A 21,209-nucleotide genomic window follows, 5' to 3' on the forward strand; every position below is an offset into this window, starting at 1 on the left:
CTACGTCGCCGCGGACCCGTTCTCCGCCGTCTCCAGCCGGAACGCCGCCGCAAACAGCGCGCGCGTGTAATCCGTCTTCGGGTTCTTGAAGAGCTCGGCGGCCTGGCCTTCCTCGACCACCTTGCCGCCACGCATCACGATCAGATGGCTGGCGAGCGAGGCGACGACGCGCAGATCGTGCGAGATGAACATGTAAGTGAGATCGCGCCGGCGCTGCAATTCACGCAGCAGATCGACCATCTGCGCCTGAATCAGCATGTCGAGCGCACTGGTCGGCTCGTCCAGGACGACGAAATCCGGCTCCAGCACCACCGCCCGCGCGATGCTGATGCGCTGGCGCTGGCCGCCGGAGAATTCATGCGGATAACGGTGGCGAGTATCCGGTTTCAGTCCGACGTCCTCGAGCGTCTTGACGACACGCTCCTCCCGCTCGCCTCGCGAGAGCTGCGGCTGATGCACGGTGAGGCCTTCGGCGACGATGTCGGCGACCGACATGCGCGGGCTGAGCGAGCCGAACGGATCCTGGAACACGATCTGCATGTCGCGCCGGAACGGCCGCATCTCCTTGAAGCGCAGGCCCTGGATATCTTTTCCCAGGAACACAATGCGTCCGTTCGAGGAGATCAGCCGCAGCAACGCGAGCCCCAGCGTGGTCTTGCCCGAGCCGGACTCGCCGACGACGCCGAGCGTCTCGCCCTTGCGCACAGCGATGCTGACGCCGTCGACCGCCTTGATGTGACCGACCGTCTTGCGCATCAGCCCCCGCTTGATCGGGAACCAGACTTTCAGGTCGTCGGCCGACATCACCACCGGCGCATCCGGCTGCGGCGGCGCTGGATCCGGCTTCGGTTCCGCGGCGAGCAGGTCGCGCGTATAGGGATGCTTCGGGCTCTTGAAGACCTGCTCGACCGGCCCCTGCTCGACGATCTCGCCGCCCTTCATGACGCAGACCTGGTCGGCAATGCGGCGCACGATGCCGAGATCGTGGGTGATGAAGAGCAGGCTCATGCCGAGCCGGCCGCGGATCTCTGCGAGCAGCGTCAGGATCTGCGCCTGCACGGTGACGTCGAGCGCCGTGGTCGGCTCGTCCGCGATCAGGAGGTCCGGCTCGTTGGCGAGCGCCATCGCGATCATGACGCGCTGGCGCTGGCCGCCGGAGAGCTGGTGCGGATAGCTCTTTAGCCGCGTCTCAGGCTCGGGAATGCCGACCTGCGTCAGCAATTCCAGCGTCCGCCTGCGCGCCTCGGCATTGCTGGTCGGATTGTGCAGCTGGATGATCTCGCCGATCTGCGCCTCGATCGTGTGCAGAGGATTGAGTGAGGTCATCGGCTCCTGGAAAATGATCGAGATGTCGCTGCCGCGAATCTCCCGCATCTCCTGCTCCGACCGGTCGATCAGTTCCTGGCCCTTGAAGTGGATGCTGCCCGAGGGATGCGAGGCATTTGGATAGGGCAAGAGCTTGAGAATCGAGAGCGCGCTGACCGACTTGCCGGAGCCGGACTCGCCGACCAGCGCCAGGCACTCGCCGCGCTTGATCTGGAACGAGACCTTGTCGACCGCGAGCGTGGTGGCGCCCCCCTGGTGGAAGGCCACCGAGAGGTCGCGCACGCTGAGCAAAGGCTGGTTGATCGCGTCCATTGGCTTACCTGAACGTCTTGCGCGGATCGAATGCGTCGCGCACGGCCTCGCCGATGAAGATCAAAAGCGACAGCATGATCGCGACCGAGAAGAAGCCGGAAAAACCGAGCCACGGCGCCTGCACGTTGGACTTGCCCTGCGACAGCAACTCGCCGAGCGACGGCGAGCCGGGCGGCAGTCCGAACCCCAGGAAATCGAGCGCCGTCAGCGTCATCACCGAACTCGACACGATGAACGGCAGGAACGTCATGGTCGCGACCATCGCGTTCGGCAACAGATGCCGGAACATGATGACCTTGTTCGACACGCCGAGCGCCCGCGCCGCCTGGATATACTCGAAATTGCGCCCGCGCAGGAATTCCGCGCGCACGAGTCCGACCAGCGACACCCAGGAAAATAACAACAGGATGCCGAGAAGCACGAAGAAGCCGGGCACCAGCACCGACGACAAGATCAGCAGCAGATAGAGCGAAGGGATCGCAGTCCATATCTCGATGAAACGCTGGAACAACAGGTCGATCCAGCCGCCGAAATAGCCCTGCACCGCGCCGGCCGCGATGCCGACGATGGAGGAGACGATGGTCAGGCAGAGGCCGAACAGCACTGAGATGCGGAAGCCGTAGATCAGCCGCGCCACCACGTCGCGGCCCTGATCGTCGGTGCCGAGCCAGTTGTATTCGAGATCGCGGCAGCTCTTGAGGCCTTTCTTCTCGACGACGGGCTTGCACTGCGCTTCCGTCAACATCCAGGTCGGCCGCGACGGCGCCGGCGTCGGCAGATCGAGATTGTGGGTGTCGTAGGAATAGCGGATCAGCGGCCAGACGATGCTGCCGCCCTTGTCCCTGATCAGCTTCTGCAAATAGGGATCGCGATAGTCGGCCGCGGTTTCGAAGTCGCCGCCGAAAGTGGTTTCCGAATAGGTGACGACGGACGGCCAATAAAGGTGGCCGTCATATTTGATCAGGAACGGCCGATCATTGGCGATCAGCTCGGCGAACAGCGACACCACAAATAGGATCAGGAAGATCCAGAACGACCAATAGCCGCGCCGGTTCGCCTTGAAATTCTGCCAGCGGCGCCTGTTGAGCGGCGACGGCACGAACGGTTTGCGCGTGATCGGCACGGCACTGCCGAGCGGTGACTTCGCAGTGGTTTCGATCGGCGTGGTGGGGGCGGCCAGCGTCATCAGACCTCCCGCGCCTCGAAATCGATTCGCGGATCGATCCACATATAGGTCAGGTCAGAGATCAGGTTGATCACGAGGCCGACGAGCGAAAAGATGAAGAGCGTGCCGAACACCACGGGGTAATCGCGGTTGAGAACGCTCTCGAAACTGAGCAGTCCCAGTCCGTCCAGCGAGAAGATGGTCTCGATCAGAAGCGAGCCCGAGAAGAAGGCGTGAATGAAGGTCGAGGGAAAGCCGGCGATGACGATCAGCATCGCGTTGCGAAAGACGTGACGGTAAAGCACCCGATTCTCGCTGCAGCCCTTCGCGCGCGCGGTCATCACGTATTGTTTGCGGATCTCGTCCAGAAACGAGTTCTTGGTCAGGAACGTCATGGTGGTGAACGCACCGAGCCCCATAGCGATCAGCGGCAGCGTCAAATGCCAGAAGTAATCGATGATCTTCCAATACCACGGAAACTGCGACCAGCCGTCTGACGTCAGTCCGCGCAGCGGGAACCAGTTGAAGAACGAACCGCCGGCAAACAGGATGATCAGGAGGATCGCGAATAGAAAGCCGGGAATCGCGTAGCCAAGTACGAGCACGCTCGACGTCCAGGTGTCGAAGCGCGTCCCGTCCCTGACCGCCTTACGGATGCCGAGCGGAATCGAGATCAGGTAGGTCAGCAGCGTCAGCCAGATGCCGAGCGAGATCGAGACCGGCAACTTCTCCTTGACGAGCTGCAGGACGCTGACGTCGCGAAAATAGCTCTTGCCGAAATCGAAGCGGGCGAAATTCCAGACCATCAGCGCGAAGCGCTCCGGCGCCGGCTTGTCGAAGCCGAACTGCACTTCCAGCTTCTTGATGAAATCGGGATCGAGGCCTTGCGCGCCGCGATACTTCGAGTTGATGGCGTCGCCGCCGGCCCCCAACTGCCCCGGGGCGCGCTGCGCAAAGTCGCCGCCGCCCGAAATGCGCGAGGTCCCGCCGGTGTCCGCGCCCGAGAGCTGCGCGATCACGCGCTCGACCGGGCCGCCCGGCGCGAACTGCACGACGATGAAGGAGACGAAGAGGATCCCGAGCAAGGTCGGGATCATCAGCAGGATGCGGCGGGCGATGTAGGCGCTCATGGCTGCTTCGCCTGCTCGAGCCTGGCGGCCTTGCCGCCATCGTACCACCAGATGTCGGGAGCGCCGACGCCGTTGGCATAACGCGGCGGCTTCTGCGGATGACCGAATTGGTCCCAATAAGCAAGCCGGTGCGTCTTGTTGAACCAGTGCGGCACCCAATAACGGCCGGCGCGGAACAGGCGATCGAAGGCGCGGCAGGCGACGGTCAATTCCTCGCGGCTGTCGGCCGCCATGATCTTCTCGATCATGGCATCGATGGCCGGATTGGCGACGCCCGCAAGATTGTACGAGCCCTTCGTTGCCGCGACCTGCGACGAGAAGAACGAGCGCATGGCGTCGCCCGGCGTTGCCGACATGCTGAAGCGCTGGGTCGTCATATCGAAGTCGAAATCTTCCTGGCGTACCTTGTATTGCACGGCGTCGACGAGGCGCACGCTCGCTTCGATGCCAAGCGTCGCGAGATTCTTGATGTAGGGCCCATGGTGCGGCTGGAACGAAGGCTCGTCCAACAGAAATTCGATCCTGAAGATCTCGCCGTTCGGCAGCATCCTCTTGCCGTCCTTGATCGGCAGGCCGGCCTCGCTCAGCAATCGCTGCGCCCTGCGCAACAGGCTGCGATCCTGCCCGGAGCCGTCGGAGACGGGCGGCGTGAACGGTGCGGCGAACACCTCGTCCGGAACCTGGCCGCGAAACGGCTCCAGCAGCTTCAGCTCTTCCGGCGGCGGAGGCCCATCGCTCGCCATGAGGTCCGAGTTCTGAAATGGCGATACCGTGCGGGCATAAGCACCGTACATGATGGTCTTGTTGGTCCACTCGAAGTCGAAGGCGTCGATCAGTGCCTCACGCACGCGAGGATCCCTGAATTTTTCGCGCCGCGTGTTGATGAACCATCCTTGCGCGCCGGACGGCGTGTCGTCGGGCACGACCTCCATCTTGACGCGACCCTCCTTGACCGCGGGGAAGTCATAGCGGGTCGCCCAGATACGAGCGGTGAACTCTTCGCGGTAGAGATAGTTCTTGCCGGTGAAACCTTCAAAAGCGACATCGCGGTCGCGGTAGAATTCGTAGCGCACGACGTCGAAATTGTAGCTGCCACGACAGGGGGGCAGGTCGGCAGCCCACCAATCCTTGACGCGTTCGTATTCGATGTAGCGGTTGACCTCGAACTTGCCGACCTTGTACGGGCCCGAGCCCAACGGGATATCGAGCGATGTTTCGTCGAAAGCGCGAGAGGCATAATATGCTTTCGAGAAGATCGGCAGACTCGCCACATAGAGCGGCACGTCACGCGCGCGTCCCTTGGCAAAGGTGACGACCAGCGTCGCATCGTCAACGGCTTCCGCGCTGACCATGTCGCGCATCTGCACGATGATCAGCGGATGCCCCTTGGCCTTCAGCGACGTCAGCGAAAACGCCGCGTCGTGAGCGGTAAGCTTGGTGCCGTCATGGAATTTCGCCTCTGGCCGCATGGTGAAGCGATAGACCAGCCTGTCTGCCGATATATTTACAGACCTGGCGGCAAGCCCGTACATCCCGTCCGGTTCGTCATTGGCTCGCACCATCAGCGGCGCAAAAGTCATGTCCATGCCCTGCGCGCCATCGCCTTTGAGGATGAAGGCATTGAGCGAGTTGAAGGTCTGGTAGGACTGGTTGTACGCGCGCACCGACGGGATAAGCGAGAAGGTGCCGCCCTTCGGCGCGTCGACATTGACGTAGTCGAAGTGATGGAAGTCGGCGGGATATTTGAGGTCGCCGAAGGCCGACATGCCGTGGGCCTCTGCAGGCATCTCGGACGCTGTCGCGCCCCGGAGCCAGGCGGCGCTGAACGCGCCACCGGCACCCAAGGCCAGCACATGCCGGCGTGAAAGCTGCGCCATGCGAGAAATGCCCTTCACGACTTCTTTGCGATCCGCGCCGCCTTGTCCGCGTCGTACCACCAAATGAACGGGAAGCCGGACTGACCGTATTTGGGTAATTCCGCCGGCCGGCCGAACCGATCCCAGCGCGCGGTGCGCACCTTCGTATAAGTCCACTGCGGTACGACGTAGTGATTCCACAGCAGCACGCGGTCGAGTGCCTTGGTTGCCGCGACGAGATCGTCGCGACCCTTGGCGTAGATCACCCGCTCGATCAGCTTGTCGACCGCCGGATTCTTGATGCCGGTGATGTTGCGTGAACCGGCGATGTCAGCCGTCTTCGAGGACCAGAATTCGCGCTGCTCGTTACCCGGCGACTGCGACTCGCCCCAGGAGTTAGTGACGATGTCGAAATCCCACTCGCGCGTCCTGTTCTCGTACTGAGTGGGATCCACCGTCCGCACGCTGACAGCAATGCCGAGCCGTTCCAGCGACGGCTTGTAGAACAGCGTGATCCGCTCGAAGCTTGGATCCGAGTTCAGCAATTCAAGGGAGAACTGGGCGCCGGTCTTGACGTCGATCAGCTTGCGCTCGCGCACCTCGTAGCCAGCTTCCTTGAACAGGCGCAGCGCCTCGCGCAGATTGTCGCGAACGGCTTCCGGACTGCCGCCGACCGGGTTCGTGTAGGCCGTGGTGAAGACTTCGGGCGGGACCTCGGCGCGGACTGTCTCGAGGATCTCGAGCTCCTTGCCCTGCGGCAACCCGGTCGCCATCAGCTCATCGATGCCGTCGAAATAACTGCTGATGCGCTTGTACTGGCCGTAGAAGATCTGCTTGTTCATCTCCTCAAAGTCGAACGCGTAATTGAGCGCGCGTCGCACGCGCGGATCCTTAAACTTGGCGCGGCGCAGGTTCGGCACGAAGGCCTGCATGACGCCCGAGCTGCGATTGGCGAACTCCTCGAGGATCACGCGTTTTTCGGTGACGGCCGGGAAATCGTAGGCTGTCGCCCAGTTCTTCGCGCTGTTCTCGGTGCGCCAATCGACCTGATCGGCCTTGAATGCCTCAATCGCCACGGTGGCGTCGCGGAAATACTCATAGCGCAGCTCGTCGAAATTATTGCGGCCCACATTGGCGGCGAGGTCGCGCCCCCAGTAATCCTTGACGCGCTCCAGCGCGATCGACCGCCCGGCAACGAATTCCTTGACCCGATAGGGGCCGGAACCTAGAGGCACTTCAAGCGTGGTGGCGGAGACATCGCGCTTGCGGCCCTGCGCATCCGTGCCCTCCCACCAATGCTTCGGCAGGACCGTGAGCTGCCCGACGATCTGCGGCAGTTCGCGGTTGCCCGGCGCGTCGAACACGAATTTTACCTCGCGCTCGCCGACCTTCTCGGCTTTCGTCACATGGCTGTAATAGGCCGAGTACTGCGGGTGGTGCTTCTTGAAGGAATCGAGCGAGAAGATCACGTCATCCGCGGTTACCGGCTTGCCGTCGTGCCATTTGGCTTGCGGCCGCAAGCGGTAAGTCACGAAGGAGAAATCATCCGGATGGCTGACGGCCTCGGCCAGCGCGCCGTACTCGGTCGAGACTTCGTCAAGCGAGGCCGTCGTGAGGGATTCGTAGATGAACGCCACGGCACCGGCGACTTGCCCCTTCACACCGGAGACGACGATGTTGAAATTGTCGAATGTGCCGACGGCGATCTGGCGCGCGACGCCGCCCTTGGGCGCTTCCGGATTGACGTAGTCGAAGCGCTTGAAATCCGCCGGGTATTTGATCTGTCCGAACAGCGACAGCGCGTGCCGCCAGGTGGGCTCGTTGGCGGATTGCGCGTGTGCCACGCCGACGCCGGAAAGGCCCCCTACGGAACCAAGGGCGGGGAGCGTTGCGGCAGCAGTGCCGGTGAGCAGGAGATCGCGTCGGGTAAGGGCCAAATCAACATTCCTGTCTTGAAGGAGGCTACTCCTTTAAGTTCCCAATATAGGCGAGGTTTCGACGGAATATGTTGCTTTTTCCTCATCTTGGAGGGCCAGCTGGCCGATCGCTGCGGCCAAACGCCCCGATAACAACGCCGCGAGGCCCGGATAAGCAAACGGCCAGGCTTTTCAGCCTGGCCGCGTACTAAGATCGAAGTCGATAGGCCTTACTTCGCCGCGGTCGGCAGCGGCTTCGGGCTGTCGGAGAGACTGTTCAGGTAAGCGATCACGTCGGCACGCTCGCTATCCTTCGGGATGCCAGCAAAGCCCATCGCGGTGCCCGGGACAGCTGCCTTGGGATTCGCGATGAACTTGTTGAGCGCATCGAAGTCCCAGGTGCCGCCCTTGGCCTTCATCGCGGCCGAGAAGTTGAAGCCGCCGCGGCCCTCGCCAACATGGTCGCCGACGACGCCATAGAGGTTCGGACCGACACGGTTCGGGCCGCCCTTCTCGAAGGTGTGGCAAGCGCCGCACTTCTTGGCAGCGGCGGCGCCCTTCTCGACCGAGGCGGTCTGGAGCAGCTTTTCGATCGGCTCGGCAGCCGCGGCGGCAGCGCCGCCTTCCTTGCCATGGCCGGCGTCTTCCTTCACGGCGATCTCGAAGCCCGGCTTCTCCGGCATCTTGGGCGAGAACAGCGCACTGGCGGTGAAGCTCGTCACCAGCAGAAGGAGACAGGTGCCGAGCACGGCACCGAGAATCTTGTTCAGTTCGAAAGAGTCCATTTCCGGCCAGGCCCCACACCGCAAGAAGGATCGAGCGGCCCAGTGCGGCCGCCAGGACGAGCCTCGGGGAATCAACGTTCCTTACTGTTTCCCCGAGTTTTGCCATTGAGATATCGGTTTGCCCGGGGTCTGGCAACCCGTATAAGCGAGCGGGCTTCACCCCCGTCCCCACCCCATTTCCCGGCGCGGAAAACGCCCCGTTTCCAGGCCCTTGAACCGATGATCGATCCCCGCATCCTGGTGCTGATTCCGGCCCGCATGGCCGCCACCCGCCTGCCCGGCAAGCCGCTAGCCGATATCGCGGGGCAGCCGATGATCGTGCACGTGATGCGCCGTGCCGAAGCGGCCGGGATAGGCCGGGTCGCGGTCGCAACCGACACCGCGGAGATCGCATCCGTCGTGACCGCCCATGGTGGCGAGGCCGTGATGACCCGCCCGGAGCATCCGTCCGGCTCCGACCGCATCCACGAGGCCATGCAGAAGCTCGATCCGGACGGCAAAGCCGAGATCGTGGTCAATCTGCAGGGCGATTTCCCGACCATCACGATCGACAACATCCGCGAGGTGTTGCCGCCGCTGCAAGACCCCGCCGTGGATATCGCAACGCTGGCGTCGCAGATCCACACCGAGGAGGAGGACCTCGCGCCGAGCGTCGTGAAGGCGATCGGAACCTTGCTCGGCGGCAGACGCATGCGCGCACTTTATTTCACCCGCGCAACCGCGCCGACCGGCGACGGACCGCGCTACCACCATATCGGTCTCTATGCCTATCGCCGTGCCGCGCTGGAGCGCTACGTCCGGCTTCCGCCGTCGCCGCTGGAATTGCAGGAGAAGCTCGAGCAGCTCCGGGCGCTCGAGGCCGGAATGCGCATCGACTTCACCATTGTCGATACCGTGCCCCGCGGGGTCGACACGCCGGCGGACCTGGAAACCGCCCGCAGCATCCTTTCCAAATCCTGAGCCGCTGTTACAAGGCCGAGCATGAGCAAGCTGAAAATCGCATTCCAGGGCGAGCCTGGGGCCAATTCGCACATCGCCATCGTCGAGGCCTATCCCGACGCCGAGCCGATGCCCTGCGCCACCTTCGAGGACGCCTTGTCGGCGATCTCGTCGGGCGAAGCCGATCTCGGCATGATTCCGATCGAGAATTCGGTCGCAGGCCGCGTCGCCGACATCCATCATTTGCTGCCGGCCTCCGGCCTCTTCATCATCGGCGAATGGTTTCTGCCGGTCCGGCATCAGCTGATGGCGGTGAAGGGGACCAGGCTCGAGGACATCAAGAGCGTCGAGAGCCACGTGCACGCGCTCGGCCAATGCCGGCGCATCATTCGCAAGCTTGGCATCAAGCCAATCGTGCACGCCGACACCGCCGGCAGCGCCCGCGACATTTCCGAGCGTAACGACAAGTCCGTCGCCGCGATCGCCTCGCGCCTCGCCGCGCAGATCTACGGCCTCGACATCCTCGCGGAGGACATCGAGGACGAGGCCCACAACACCACGCGCTTCGTGGTGCTCGCGCGCGAACCGAAATGGGCCGCACAGGGCTCCGGTCCGTTGGTCACGACTTTTGTGTTCCGGGTGCGCAATTTGCCCGCCGCGCTCTACAAGGCGCTCGGTGGCTTTGCCACCAACGGCGTCAACATGACCAAGCTCGAGAGCTATATGGTCGACGGCAATTTCTTCGCCACGCAGTTTTATGCCGACGTCGACGGCCACCCCGCGGACAAGGGCCTCGCTTTCGCGATCGAGGAGCTGAAATTCTTCTCACGCGAATTCCGCATCGTTGGCGTGTATCCGGGGCACCCGTTCCGCGCGACGATGGAATAGATTCGTGTCCCGGACGCGCGAAGCGCGAGCCGGAGCACCAGAGCCTTATCCGACCGCCTTAAGCCCGAACGCCTCCGCCAGCAGCGAATATGATTTCTTTCGTGCCCCGTGATCGTACACGGCGGTAATCACCATCAACTCGTCCGGCTTGCTCGCATCGATCAACGGCTGCAGCGTCTTCTGCACGGTTGCCCGGCTGCCGACGAACAGACGGGAACGGTTGCGCCGCATCGAGGCGCGCTCCGAGTCGGTATAGGGATAGGCCAGCGCCTCTTCGACGCTCGGCAACGGAAGATACTGGCCGCGGTCCCGGCGCAGGCGGTTGAGGTCGAAAGACGCGGCGAGCTTTTCGGCTTCGTCATCCGTGTCGGCCGCAATGACGGCGACCGCGAGGATCGCGCGCGGGCTCGCACTCCAGGCCGAGGGCTGAAAACGATTGCGATAATGCACCATCGCATCGATCGCATCGTGGGACGCAAAATGATGGGCGAATGCGAACCCCATGCCGATTTGCGCGGCGAGCTCCGACGAATAATCGCTGGAGCCGAGCAGCCAGATCGGCGGCAACGGCGTATCGTCGGGCATCGCAACGACGTTGTGATAGGGATGGCCCGAGGGGAATTCCCGGGTCTGCCACAGGATCAATTCGTGCAGCCGCTCGAGGAAATCGTCGCCTTCGCGACGGTCGAGCCGGCTGCGCAGCGCATAGGCCGTGGCGCCGTCGGTGCCAGGGGCGCGGCCGAGGCCGAGATCGATGCGGCCCGGAAACAGCGCCTCCAGCATCTTGAAGCGCTCGGCCACGACCAGCGGCGCGTGATTGGGCAGCATCACGCCACCGGAGCCGACGCGGATGTGCTTGGTCACCGCCGCGATCTGCCCGATCATCACGTCGGGCGCCGGGCTCGCGACGGAGGCGAGGTTGTGATGCTCGGCGAGCCAATAGCGGACATAGCCGAGCCCATCGACATGGCGCGCCAGGTCGATGCTGTTGCGCAGCGCCGCGGCGGGCTTTGTGCCGGTGGTGACGACGGAGAGGTCGAGGACTGAGAGCGGGATCATGGCGCGCTAACGTAGTGGAGGGCAGCGCGGCGGCAATGGGAGGGCGCGCAGATCTGACGTGCAGGCCAGGGCCCGCGCGCTCCGGACCCGCGCCGCGGCGTTGGGACAATGATCAATCTGGCAACATGACTTTCATATTGCCCACTCAATATGTTGCGCCAGTTAATCCGCAAGTTCTCCCTACTTGGCTGGTATATTTATCTTTTTATACCAAACCGAGCTTCCCACTTCGATTCTAAATCACCGAATATTTTATGCCAACACCGCCAAAGTGGGCCACTTCCCATTACCGATGGGCTGTCGGATGCGGCCGCTTTGGCTTATCTTGGCCTTTCGCAATCTAGACCTGACCGCCGGCCGCCAACGACCCGGCGCGCCCTTGGAGAGTGAGTGGTGCCCATGACTGACGCGACAATGCCTGCCCACACCGGCGGGCAAGACGGGTACCTGAAGCGGCCTGCGATTTCCTTCGAGTTCTTTCCGCCCAAGACCGAAGATATGGAGCGCAATCTCTGGGACACCATCAACCGGCTGGCCCCGCTCGACCCGAAATTCGTCTCGGTGACCTATGGCGCCGGCGGCTCGACCCGTGAGCGGACCCACGCGACCATCTCGCGCATCCTGAAAGAAACCGCGCTGCTGCCGGCCGCGCATCTGACCTGCGTCGGCGCCTCCCGCGGGGAGATCGACGAGATCGTCGACCGCTATCACGAGGTCGGCGTCCGCCACATCGTCGGCCTGCGCGGCGATCCCCCGGGCGGCATTGGCACGGCCTATTCTAGCCATCCCGATGGCTACCAGAGCTCCGCCGACCTCGTCGCCGGCATCAAGAAGCGGCACGGCGATATCGAGGTGTCGGTCTCGGCGTACCCTGAGAAGCATCCCGAGGCGCGCGACTTCGACGATGACATCGACACGCTGCAGGCCAAGGTCGATGCAGGTGCGACCCGCGCGATCACGCAGGTGTTCTTCGATAACGACCTCTATTTCCGCTATCTCGACCGCGTGCGCGCGCGCGGGATCAACATCCCGATCGTGCCGGGCATCATGCCCATGCATAATTTCAAGCAGGCTCGCAATTTCGTCACCCGCGCCGGCACCTCCGTGCCGGACTGGTTCGCCGCGAAATTCGAGGGTCTCGACGAAGACGCCGAGACCCGCAAGCTGGTGGCGGCGACCGTCGCGGCCGGCCAGGTGCAGAAGCTGGCCAAGCACGGCGTCGACACCTTCCATTTCTACACCATGAACCGCGCCGATCTCGTGTTCGCGATCAGCCATTTGCTCGGCATCCGCGCCAAGAGCGCGCAGAAGGCGGCTTAAGACACCATGACCGTATCCACCTCTCCCAAGCGAACCGCCCTGCTCAACGCCGCGCGCGAGCGCATTCTCGTGCTCGACGGCGCCATGGGCACGATGATCCAGAATCTCCAGTTCGACGAGGCCGCCTTCCGCGGCGAGCGATTCAAGAACTTCCATCGCGATTTGCGCGGCAACAACGACCTCTTGATCCTGACCCAACCGCAGGCGATCGAGGACATCCACGCCGCTTACTTGCGCGCCGGCGCCGACATCGTCGCGACCAACACCTTCTCCACGACCTCGATTGCCCAGGCCGATTACGATCTCGCCGACATCGTCTACGAGATGGCGCGAGAAGGCGCCCGCCTCGCCGGCAACGCCGCACGCCGCGTCGAGGCCGAGGACGGCAAGCCGCGCTTCGTCGCCGGCGCCATCGGACCGACCAACCGCACCGCCTCGATCTCGCCCGACGTGTCCAATCCCGGCTACCGCGCCGTCACGTTCGACGACCTGCGCAAATCCTATGGCGAGCAGATCAACGGCATGCTCGACGGCGGCGTCGATCTGCTGCTGGTCGAGACCATCTTCGACACGCTGAACGCCAAGGCGGCGCTGTACGCGATCGCCGAGATCACGGAAGAACGTGGCATCGACATGCCCGTGATGGTGTCGGGCACCATCACCGACAAGTCCGGCCGCCTGCTGTCCGGCCAGTTGCCGGAAGCGTTCTGGCATTCGGTCCAGCACGCCAAGCCCGTCACCATCGGCTTCAACTGCGCGCTCGGCGCGGAAGATCTGCGCGCGCATATCGCCGATATCGGCCGCGTCGCCGACACGCTTGTTTGCGCCTATCCCAATGCCGGCCTGCCCAACGAGTTCGGCCAGTATGACGAGACCCCGGAATACATGGCCCGCCTGGTCGGCGAGTTCGCGCGCGATGGCCTCGTCAACATCGTCGGCGGTTGCTGCGGCACCACGCCGGACCATATCGCGGCGATTGCGGCTGCGGTCGCGCCGCACAAGCCGCGCATCGTGCCGGAGATCGAACCTCGCTTGCGGCTCTCCGGCCTCGAGCCGTTCATCCTGACCGACGCCATTCCCTTCGTGAACGTCGGCGAGCGCACCAACGTCACCGGCTCCGCCCGCTTCCGCAAGCTGGTCACCGCCGGCGACTACACCGCCGCGCTGCAGGTCGCGCGCGACCAGGTCGAGAACGGCGCGCAGATCATCGACGTCAACATGGACGAGGGTCTTCTGGACTCGGAAGCCGCGATGGTGACCTTCCTCAACCTTGTCGCCGCCGAGCCCGACATTGCCCGCGTCCCCGTAATGGTCGACAGCTCGAAATTCTCCGTGATCGAGGCCGGCCTGAAATGCGTGCAGGGCAAGCCGGTCGTCAACTCGATCTCGATGAAGGAAGGCGAGGACAAATTCATTCACGAGGCCAAGATCGCCCGCCGTCACGGCGCGGCCGTCGTGGTGATGGCGTTCGACGAGGTCGGCCAGGCCGACACGTTCGCCCGCAAGACCGAGATCTGCAAGCGCGCCTACGACATCCTGGTGAACCGCGTCGGCTTCCCGCCGGAAGACATCATCTTCGATCCCAATATTTTCGCGATCGCAACCGGCATCGAGGAGCACAACAATTACGGCGTCGACTTCATCGAGGCGACGCGCTGGATCCGCAAGAATCTGCCGGGCGCGCACATTTCTGGTGGTGTGTCCAATTTGTCGTTCTCGTTCCGCGGCAACGAGCCGGTGCGCGAGGCCATGCACTCGGTGTTCCTGTATCACGCCATCAAGGCCGGCATGGACATGGGCATCGTCAATGCCGGGCAGATGATCGTCTATGACGATATCGATCCCGAATTGCGCCAGGTGTGCGAGGACGTCATCCTCAACCGCGACCCCGGTGCGTCCGAGCGTCTGCTGGCGCTTGCGGAAAGATTCCGCGGCAACAAGACTCAGACCAAGGAAGCCGATCTCGCCTGGCGCGAATGGCCGGTGGCGAAGCGGCTGTCACATTCGCTGGTGCACGGCATCACCGAATTCATCGAGCAGGATACCGAAGAGGCCCGCAAGGCCTCGACGCGGCCACTCGACGTGATCGAGGGACCGCTGATGGCCGGCATGAACGTGGTCGGCGATCTCTTCGGCGACGGCAAGATGTTCCTGCCGCAGGTGGTGAAGTCGGCCCGCGTGATGAAGCAGGCTGTCGCCTGGCTGATGCCGTTCATGGAGGAGGAGAAGGCGCGCAATCTCGCCAACGGCATCGGCACGGAAGGCTCCTCGTCCGCCGGCAAGATCGTGCTCGCGACCGTCAAGGGCGACGTCCACGACATCGGCAAGAACATCGTTGGCATCGTGCTCCAGTGCAACAATTACGAGGTCATCGACCTCGGCGTGATGGTGCCCGCGGCCAAGATCGTCGATACGGTGAAGGCGGAGAAGGCCGACATCGTCGGGCTGTCCGGCCTGATCACACCCTCGCTCGACGAGATGGCGTTCTTCGCCGCAGAATTGCAGCGCGAAGGCCTCAAGCTGCCGCTCTTGATCGGCGGCGCCACCACGAGCCGCGTGCATACGGCGGTGAAGATCGACCCGAGCTATCGCGCAGGCCCCGTGGTGCATGTCAACGACGCCAGCCGCGCCGTCGGTGTTGCGTCGGCGCTGCTGTCGCCCGAGAGGCGCGAGGCCTATGCCGCGGAGGTGCGCGCCGAATACGCAAAGATCTCGGACGCCCATATGCGCGCCCAGGCCGACAAGAAGCGGCTGAAGCTGGCGACCGCCCGCGCCAACCGCGTGCCGGTCGACTTCACCGCGAACAAGCCGGTGAAGCCGACCTTCCTCGGCACCCGAAGCTTTGACGACTACGATCTCGCCGAGCTGGTGCCCTATATCGACTGGACCCCGTTCTTCCAGACCTGGGAGCTCGCCGGACGCTTCCCCGCCATCCTCGACGACGCCAAGGTCGGCGAAGTTGCGCGCTCGCTCTACGGCGACGCGCGCAAGATGCTCGACCTGATCGTCAAGGAGAAATGGTTCCGCGCGCGCGCCACCGTCGGCTTCTGGCCGGCCAATGCGCAGGGCGACGACATCGTGCTCTATGCCGACGAGAGCCGGACCAGGACGATCGCGACGCTGCACACGCTGCGCCAGCAGCTCGAGAAGCGCGAGGGCCGTTTCAACGCCGCGCTGTCCGACTTCGTCGCGCCCGCCACAACCGGCGTGCCCGACTATGTCGGCGGCTTCGTCGTCACCGCCGGCATCGGCGAGGATGTGGTCGCTGACCGTTTCAAGATGGCCAATGACGACTATTCCTCGATCCTGTGCAAGGCGCTGGCCGACCGCCTGGCCGAAGCCTTCGCCGAGCGCATGCATGCCCGCGTCCGCCGCGAATTCTGGGCCTATGCGCCGGACGAGACGCTCTCCCCCGACGAGTTGATCCTCGAAAAGTATCAGGGCATCCGTCCCGCCCCCGGCTATCCCGCGCAACCCGATCACACCGAGAAGGCCACGCTGTTCGAGCTGCTCGATGCCGAGAACACCGCCGGCGTGAAGCTGACCGAGAGCTATGCGATGTGGCCGGGCTCCTCCGTGTCGGGGCTCTATCTCGCCAATCCAGAGAGCTATTATTTCGGAGTCGGCAAGATCGAGCGCGATCAGGTCGAGGATTATGCTGCGCGCAAGGGCATGAGCGTCGCCGAGACCGAGCGCTGGCTCGCGCCGATTCTGAACTACATCCCGACGCGAGAGGGTGGGAGCGACAAGGCGGCGTTCACGGCAACGCCGGCGAACGACGAGACGTCGAAGGAGCTTGCGTCGCATCCGCCGGGCTGCACCTGCGCGGTGCACCTGGTCTGGCAGAAGAAGCGCGCGGGCGCGGGTTAGGCGCCCTCCAAACAGAAAACGAGAAATCAACCCCATGCACAGTAGGCATGGGGTTGAAAAAGCTCGATAATTTTTGCGGTGTCACCGAATAATTTTTCGATATTACCGAAATTGCTTGCGGCGTCGGGCAAAACACCTGTAACATTCCATCATCGCCGACCGTGCCCGTTTAATACTCCCTCGCCAGTCGCCATCACGGCGCGTGCCACACGTTCGCTGTCGTCCTGGCGAAAGCCATCCATACCGGGTGATCCATTGGTGGCCATCGCAGGCAATACCGAACGACCAATCTTCGCCAAATGACCCGCTGGGGCAATGGGTCGTGGCTTTCGCCAGGACGACATTGGTGAAGCAATGCCTGGCATGTGCTGGGGCAACGCACAGCATCGAACGCAAAGCGCGTTTGCCGCGACCAATGGCGGTCGTCGCCGAAGCGCAGGGGAATCGGATGCTGAACGCCCAACAATTGATGTGGACACAGATTGCCGCCGGCATCGCCGTGCTGCTGTTTGGATTGACGCTGTTCAATCTGATCCGCATGCGGGGCCGGATGGTGGCGGCGCGGAGCTGGGACAAGGTGGAGGGCATCATCACGGTCTCCCGGGTCGACCAGCCGACGGCGCATTCCTCGGACGATCGGAACGACGCCAAGCCCATCATCCGCTATCGATATCAGGCCGGCGGCCAGGAGCTGGAAGGCGACAAGATCTTTGTCGGCGGCACCGTCATCACGACGAGGGTCCTGGCCGCAAAACTGACCGGACGCTATCCGGTCGGCGCCCATGTCGAGGTCCATGTCGATCCGAAGCAACCGACAGAGGCGCTGCTGGAGCCTGCCGCCGCGCAGAACGTCGCGGCCCTGGTGGCGTTCACAATGGTGTTCGGCGTCATCGCCGCCACCCTGACCGCGCATTCGTTCGCGGGCCACGTGCTCTACGCCGACAAGGGCGTCCCGCTGTTCGCGTTCGCGGTGCCGATCATCGTGCTCGTGGGCGGGGTGTTCCTCGCCGCCGATTATGTCCGGACGCGCCGGCTGGCGAGCGCCAGCCTGCGCTGGCCGACCGCGTCGGGCAGGGTCACCCATTGCGACGTGATCGAGGAAATCATCGAAGAGAAGACCGAGCACGACAATCGACCGACGACTTCAAAGCTCGTCCACCGCTATCAGATCGACCTGCGCTACGCCTACAGGGTCGGCAAGCGCGACTTCATCGGCACCGAAGTCGATTGGAACGGCACCATGATCTCCGGCCTGCGCGAGGTCGCCGAAGAGGCCGCGGCGAAATATCGGCCTGGGAAGAGCGTCCAGGTCTATTACGATCCGGACCAGCCCGGACAAGCCGTGCTGGAGCCTGCAAGCCGGGGAGGCGCGCTGGGGCCGCTGATCGGTGCCGCGGTCTGCGCGGTTGTCGGCGGCCTCTTCCTGACGATCCTGATCAAGGTCGGGTTCGCATAGCGGCGATCACCCCTTCGGCGGTGCCAGGGGCTGCACAATCTCCTTGAACGGCGCCAGCGCCTCGCACGCGTCGGCATGCGCCGACAGCGCCGGATAGCGCGATGGCTCGAACAACTGCGGATGGGCCTCGCGGGTGAAGCGGACGACGCAGGCGACCACAATATCGGCGTGGCCGATGCGCTCGCCCAGCCAGTACGGCGTGGTCACCTTGGCGCGCTCGGCCTCCAGCGCTTTCAGCACGTCCGCGATCTGCGCCTGGCAGCGCTCGACCCATAGCGTAAGCTGCTCCTTCCGCAGCACGCGTTCGTAGAGCAGGCTCACGGCCTTGTCGCCGAGGCCGGACGCGAGCGCGCAGATGCGCAAGTGATGCCGGCGCTCGGCGCCGGAGCGCGGCAGCATCGCCTTCTCCGGCCCGGCGAGCTCGTCGAGATAATCGAGGATGAACGTGCTCTCGATCAGCGCCTCGCCGTTGTCGAGCACCAGCGTCGGCACGCGGCGCAGCGGATTATAGGGCGCGATCTTGTCGGCGTCGCCGAAGGTCGACCACGGCCTGTGCTCGAAGGCGAGGCCGTAAAGCCGCAGCGCAATCGCGACGCGGCGGACGAAGGGGGAATCATATTGGCCGATCAGGAACATGGTTTTGCGCTCTTCTCTGGCTTTTGGACGAGGCAGGGCCGATCAGTTTCCACGGCAAGGCCGCAGTGGCGCAAGCAAAATCATGGAAGTGGAGCATTGCGCTGCATGCAACGGCGCCGCGACAGCGGCTGCCGGATGCGTTATCAAGGACGGCATCATGACAGCAACAATGGACATCAATCGGGAGCGGATCGCGGCGACCGAGGCCGTCATCCGTCCGCACATACGGCGCACGCCGCTCGTTGAGGCCGATCTCGCCGATTTTGGCCTGCCGGCTTCTCCCGTCACGTTCAAGCTCGAGATGCTGCAGCATTCCGGATCGTTCAAGGCGCGGGGTGCCTTCGCCAATCTGCTGTTGCGCCGGCTGCCGGAAGCCGGTGTCGTCGCCGCATCGGGCGGCAATCACGGCGCGGCGGTGGCGTATGCGGCGCAGCGGCTCGGCATCCCGGCCACGATTTTCGTGCCCGACATCACCTCGCCGGCCAAAGCCGAGCGTATCAGAGGCTATGGCGCGAAACTCGTGATTGCGGGCAGCCGCTATGCCGACGCGCTCGCCGCAAGCGAAACCCATGTCGCGCAGACCGGCGCCATGGCGGTGCATGCCTACGACCAGGTCGAGACCTTGCTCGGTCAGGGCAGTGTCGGAATGGAGCTGGAGCAGGATGCACCGGGCATTGACACGGTGCTGGTTGCAGTCGGCGGCGGCGGCCTGATCGGTGGCATGGCAGCCTGGAGCGCCGGCAGGACGCGCATCGTGGCGGTCGAGCCCGAGCAATCGCCGACGCTTCACGCCGCCTTCGCGGCAGGCGCGCCGATCGATGCGCCGGCGGGCGGCATCGCCGCCGATAGTCTCGCCCCGCGACGTGTCGGACAATTGATGTTTCCGATTGCGCGGGCCCATGTCGAGCGGGTCGTCCTGGTCGCCGACGACGCGATCAAGCAGGCGCAGTCGGCCTTGTGGTCGAGCCTGCGCCTGGTGGCCGAGCCCGGCGGCGCCGCCGCATTTGCCGCCTTGCTCTCCGGTCGCTATCGCCCCTCACCCGGCGAGCGGGTCGCGGTGCTGCTTTGCGGTGCAAACACCACGGCGGTGAATTTCAACAGCTAGCGAGCTTCGCATGATCGGGTATCGCGGACTCATCGCCGCACGGAGCAGAGCGATTTGACTGCTGACCAGCCTCCCTCACTCACTCTCCTAGGCGCCTACTCCTTCAGCGCTGATAATGCTGCCTATGCCCGTTTCATCCGGGAATTGATCGACTCACACGATCCCCCCAATTTCAGCGAAGAGGTGAACGCTCTGCTGCGGAAAGCCGGCAGGGGCGATGAAATAGTGCCTCTGACTGGTGAGGACCGGCGGAAATTGGAAGACAATCTACGAGGTTACATGGATGACGCTGTAATTCTCGAGGTGCTCGTGGCGAATCCGGACGCGCGGTTCAATCCTCATGATTTTACCCAAATCGATCCGTCCAACCCGGAAGGCCACGCAGAGATGGCGTGGAACGAAACGTTCCTGACCGCGGATGGCGAGACGGTGATCGAGACCGACTACAAGCAAAGACTGCCCGCGGCGAAACAGTATCGCGTGGTGTTCGTCATCCATCGTTGGGAGCCTAGCCTCCCACTGCTCTCCAGCTACGGAGAGCTGTATGCTCCGCCCGTGCAGCCATTGACCGAGCGATTACGGCGTCTCGCTCCCTATGATCTTCCGGAACCGAGTGTTGGCGTGATCCGGTGATCCCGCCACGCGTAGCCCCAATGAAACGCGACGACAGCGCCACACTCCGTCATTGCGAGCGCAGCGAAGCAACCAGTATCTCCCACGGAACCAGACTGGATTGCTTCGTCGCAAGGGCTCCTCGCAATGACGGCGGAGAGGCAGCTGCTACCTATTCGATGATCGGCACATGCTTTGCCGCGGACCGCGGCGCCGTGCCATCGAGCCGCGGGTCGTCGGCGATCTCGATCTGGCGGCGGAACGGACGGAAGCCGGAGCGCTGGTAGAATGCGACGGCGGACGGATGGTCGAACGTGCAGGTGTGCACCCAGACGCGGGACAGGTCGCGTGACCATGCGAGCTCAAGCGCGCGGTTCATCATAAAGCGGGCGGCACCGCTGCCGATCAGTTTTGCGGTGACACCGAAATACACCAGCTCGCATTGGCCGGCCTCGCGAAAGTCCAGCTCCAGCAGGCCCTCATCGTGGCCGTCCACGACAAGCGCATATACCTCGACGCCCGGTGCATGGATGATTGCGGCGAGCTCGCCGTCGTTCATGCGCGCCCGCGAAAACCACAGCCACTCCTCGCCGACGCGGCGATGGAGGTCGCGATACCAATGAAGCGCGGGAGTATCGACCTTGCGCAGGGTCCATGCGCCAAGAGGATTGTCACGCAGCGGCGGACGCGCTGTCATCTCGAGATGCGTGACGACGGCAGCGATCTTGCTGGCGGGAATGTCGGAATAGCCGTCGGGGAGGATCATGGGATGCGTCCCTTAGAAGCTGAACGCCGGCAACACATTCCGGGTCGTCCTGGCGAAAGCCTGGACGA

At 63.7% G+C, this 21,209-nt stretch carries 16 protein-coding genes; 7 read left to right on the forward strand and 9 right to left on the reverse strand.

Going from position 1 to position 21,209, the window contains the following annotated elements; genetic code table 11:
- The 6 genes from BcanWU425_RS34630 to BcanWU425_RS34655 all read right to left on the reverse strand — a co-directional run bounded on the left by BcanWU425_RS34630 (position 1) and on the right by BcanWU425_RS34655 (position 8,490).
- Positions 1-1,638, reverse strand: a complete 1,638-nt coding sequence (locus tag BcanWU425_RS34630; RefSeq protein ID WP_204513274.1) for an ABC transporter ATP-binding protein — start codon at positions 1,636-1,638, stop codon at positions 1-3.
- A gap of 4 nt (positions 1,639-1,642) precedes the next feature.
- Complete coding sequence (locus BcanWU425_RS34635; protein ID WP_018454694.1) at positions 1,643-2,824, reverse strand: ABC transporter permease; 1,182 nt, start codon at positions 2,822-2,824, stop codon at positions 1,643-1,645.
- The gene (locus BcanWU425_RS34640) at positions 2,824-3,933 is read right to left on the reverse strand and encodes a microcin C ABC transporter permease YejB (RefSeq protein WP_204513273.1); all 1,110 of its coding nucleotides are present in this window, start codon (positions 3,931-3,933) and stop codon (positions 2,824-2,826) included. Before BcanWU425_RS34640 ends, BcanWU425_RS34635 begins: the two co-directional genes overlap by 1 nt.
- Positions 3,930-5,810, reverse strand: a complete 1,881-nt coding sequence (locus tag BcanWU425_RS34645) for an extracellular solute-binding protein (protein ID WP_085361625.1) — start codon at positions 5,808-5,810, stop codon at positions 3,930-3,932. Before BcanWU425_RS34645 ends, BcanWU425_RS34640 begins: the two co-directional genes overlap by 4 nt.
- Positions 5,811-5,824: 14 nt before the next feature.
- Positions 5,825-7,726 (reverse strand): extracellular solute-binding protein, encoded by a 1,902-nt coding sequence (locus BcanWU425_RS34650; RefSeq protein ID WP_026232797.1) that lies wholly within the window; start codon positions 7,724-7,726, stop codon positions 5,825-5,827.
- Positions 7,727-7,935: 209 nt separating this feature from the next.
- Positions 7,936-8,490, reverse strand: coding sequence for a c-type cytochrome (locus BcanWU425_RS34655; protein WP_018454698.1), 555 nt, complete (start codon positions 8,488-8,490; stop codon positions 7,936-7,938).
- 219 nt (positions 8,491-8,709) lie between these two features.
- Between BcanWU425_RS34655 and BcanWU425_RS34660 the strand changes: the two genes are divergently transcribed.
- Together BcanWU425_RS34660 and BcanWU425_RS34665 are read left to right on the forward strand one after the other, a co-directional pair.
- Positions 8,710-9,450: a 3-deoxy-manno-octulosonate cytidylyltransferase gene (locus tag BcanWU425_RS34660; RefSeq protein ID WP_204513272.1), complete on the forward strand. Its 741-nt coding sequence runs from the start codon at positions 8,710-8,712 to the stop codon at positions 9,448-9,450.
- Positions 9,451-9,471: 21 nt separating this feature from the next.
- Positions 9,472-10,317, forward strand: a complete 846-nt coding sequence (locus BcanWU425_RS34665) for a prephenate dehydratase (protein ID WP_018454700.1) — start codon at positions 9,472-9,474, stop codon at positions 10,315-10,317.
- A gap of 45 nt (positions 10,318-10,362) precedes the next feature.
- Here the strand turns inward: BcanWU425_RS34665 and BcanWU425_RS34670 are convergent, their stop codons facing one another.
- On the reverse strand, positions 10,363-11,376 hold the full coding sequence (locus tag BcanWU425_RS34670; RefSeq protein ID WP_085351722.1) for an LLM class flavin-dependent oxidoreductase: 1,014 nt from the start codon (positions 11,374-11,376) through the stop codon (positions 10,363-10,365).
- A 399-nt stretch (positions 11,377-11,775) separates the two neighbouring features.
- On the opposite strand from BcanWU425_RS34670, the gene metF reads away from it, so the two are divergent.
- From metF to BcanWU425_RS34685, 3 genes are all read left to right on the forward strand, one after another.
- A complete protein-coding gene (metF, locus tag BcanWU425_RS34675) occupies positions 11,776-12,696 on the forward strand; it encodes a methylenetetrahydrofolate reductase [NAD(P)H] (protein ID WP_204513271.1) in 921 nt (306 codons plus the stop codon).
- Between the two features lie 6 nt (positions 12,697-12,702).
- Positions 12,703-16,566: a methionine synthase gene (gene metH, locus BcanWU425_RS34680; protein WP_204513270.1), complete on the forward strand. Its 3,864-nt coding sequence runs from the start codon at positions 12,703-12,705 to the stop codon at positions 16,564-16,566.
- 448 nt (positions 16,567-17,014) lie between these two features.
- Complete coding sequence (locus tag BcanWU425_RS34685) at positions 17,015-18,022, forward strand: DUF3592 domain-containing protein (protein ID WP_088930619.1); 1,008 nt, start codon at positions 17,015-17,017, stop codon at positions 18,020-18,022.
- 6 nt (positions 18,023-18,028) lie between these two features.
- Here the strand turns inward: BcanWU425_RS34685 and BcanWU425_RS34690 are convergent, their stop codons facing one another.
- The gene (locus tag BcanWU425_RS34690) at positions 18,029-18,658 is read right to left on the reverse strand and encodes a glutathione S-transferase family protein (protein ID WP_018454705.1); all 630 of its coding nucleotides are present in this window, start codon (positions 18,656-18,658) and stop codon (positions 18,029-18,031) included.
- Positions 18,659-18,815: 157 nt separating this feature from the next.
- Here BcanWU425_RS34690 and BcanWU425_RS34695 point away from each other — a divergent pair, with 157 nt between their 5' ends.
- On the forward strand, positions 18,816-19,763 hold the full coding sequence (locus tag BcanWU425_RS34695) for a threonine/serine dehydratase (protein WP_204513269.1): 948 nt from the start codon (positions 18,816-18,818) through the stop codon (positions 19,761-19,763).
- Between the two features lie 54 nt (positions 19,764-19,817).
- Positions 19,818-20,396, forward strand: coding sequence for a hypothetical protein (locus BcanWU425_RS34700; RefSeq protein ID WP_018454706.1), 579 nt, complete (start codon positions 19,818-19,820; stop codon positions 20,394-20,396).
- A gap of 151 nt (positions 20,397-20,547) precedes the next feature.
- Here BcanWU425_RS34700 and BcanWU425_RS34705 read toward each other — a convergent pair whose 3' ends face one another.
- Positions 20,548-21,141 carry a GNAT family N-acetyltransferase gene (locus tag BcanWU425_RS34705; RefSeq protein WP_018454707.1) on the reverse strand — a complete coding sequence of 198 codons (594 nt, stop codon included), beginning with the start codon at positions 21,139-21,141 and terminating at the stop codon, positions 20,548-20,550.
- Positions 21,142-21,209 lie beyond the last annotated feature (68 nt).

This window comes from Bradyrhizobium sp. WU425 (genome assembly GCF_021052305.1).
GTDB classification, from domain to species: Bacteria; Pseudomonadota; Alphaproteobacteria; order Rhizobiales; family Xanthobacteraceae; genus Bradyrhizobium; species Bradyrhizobium canariense_D.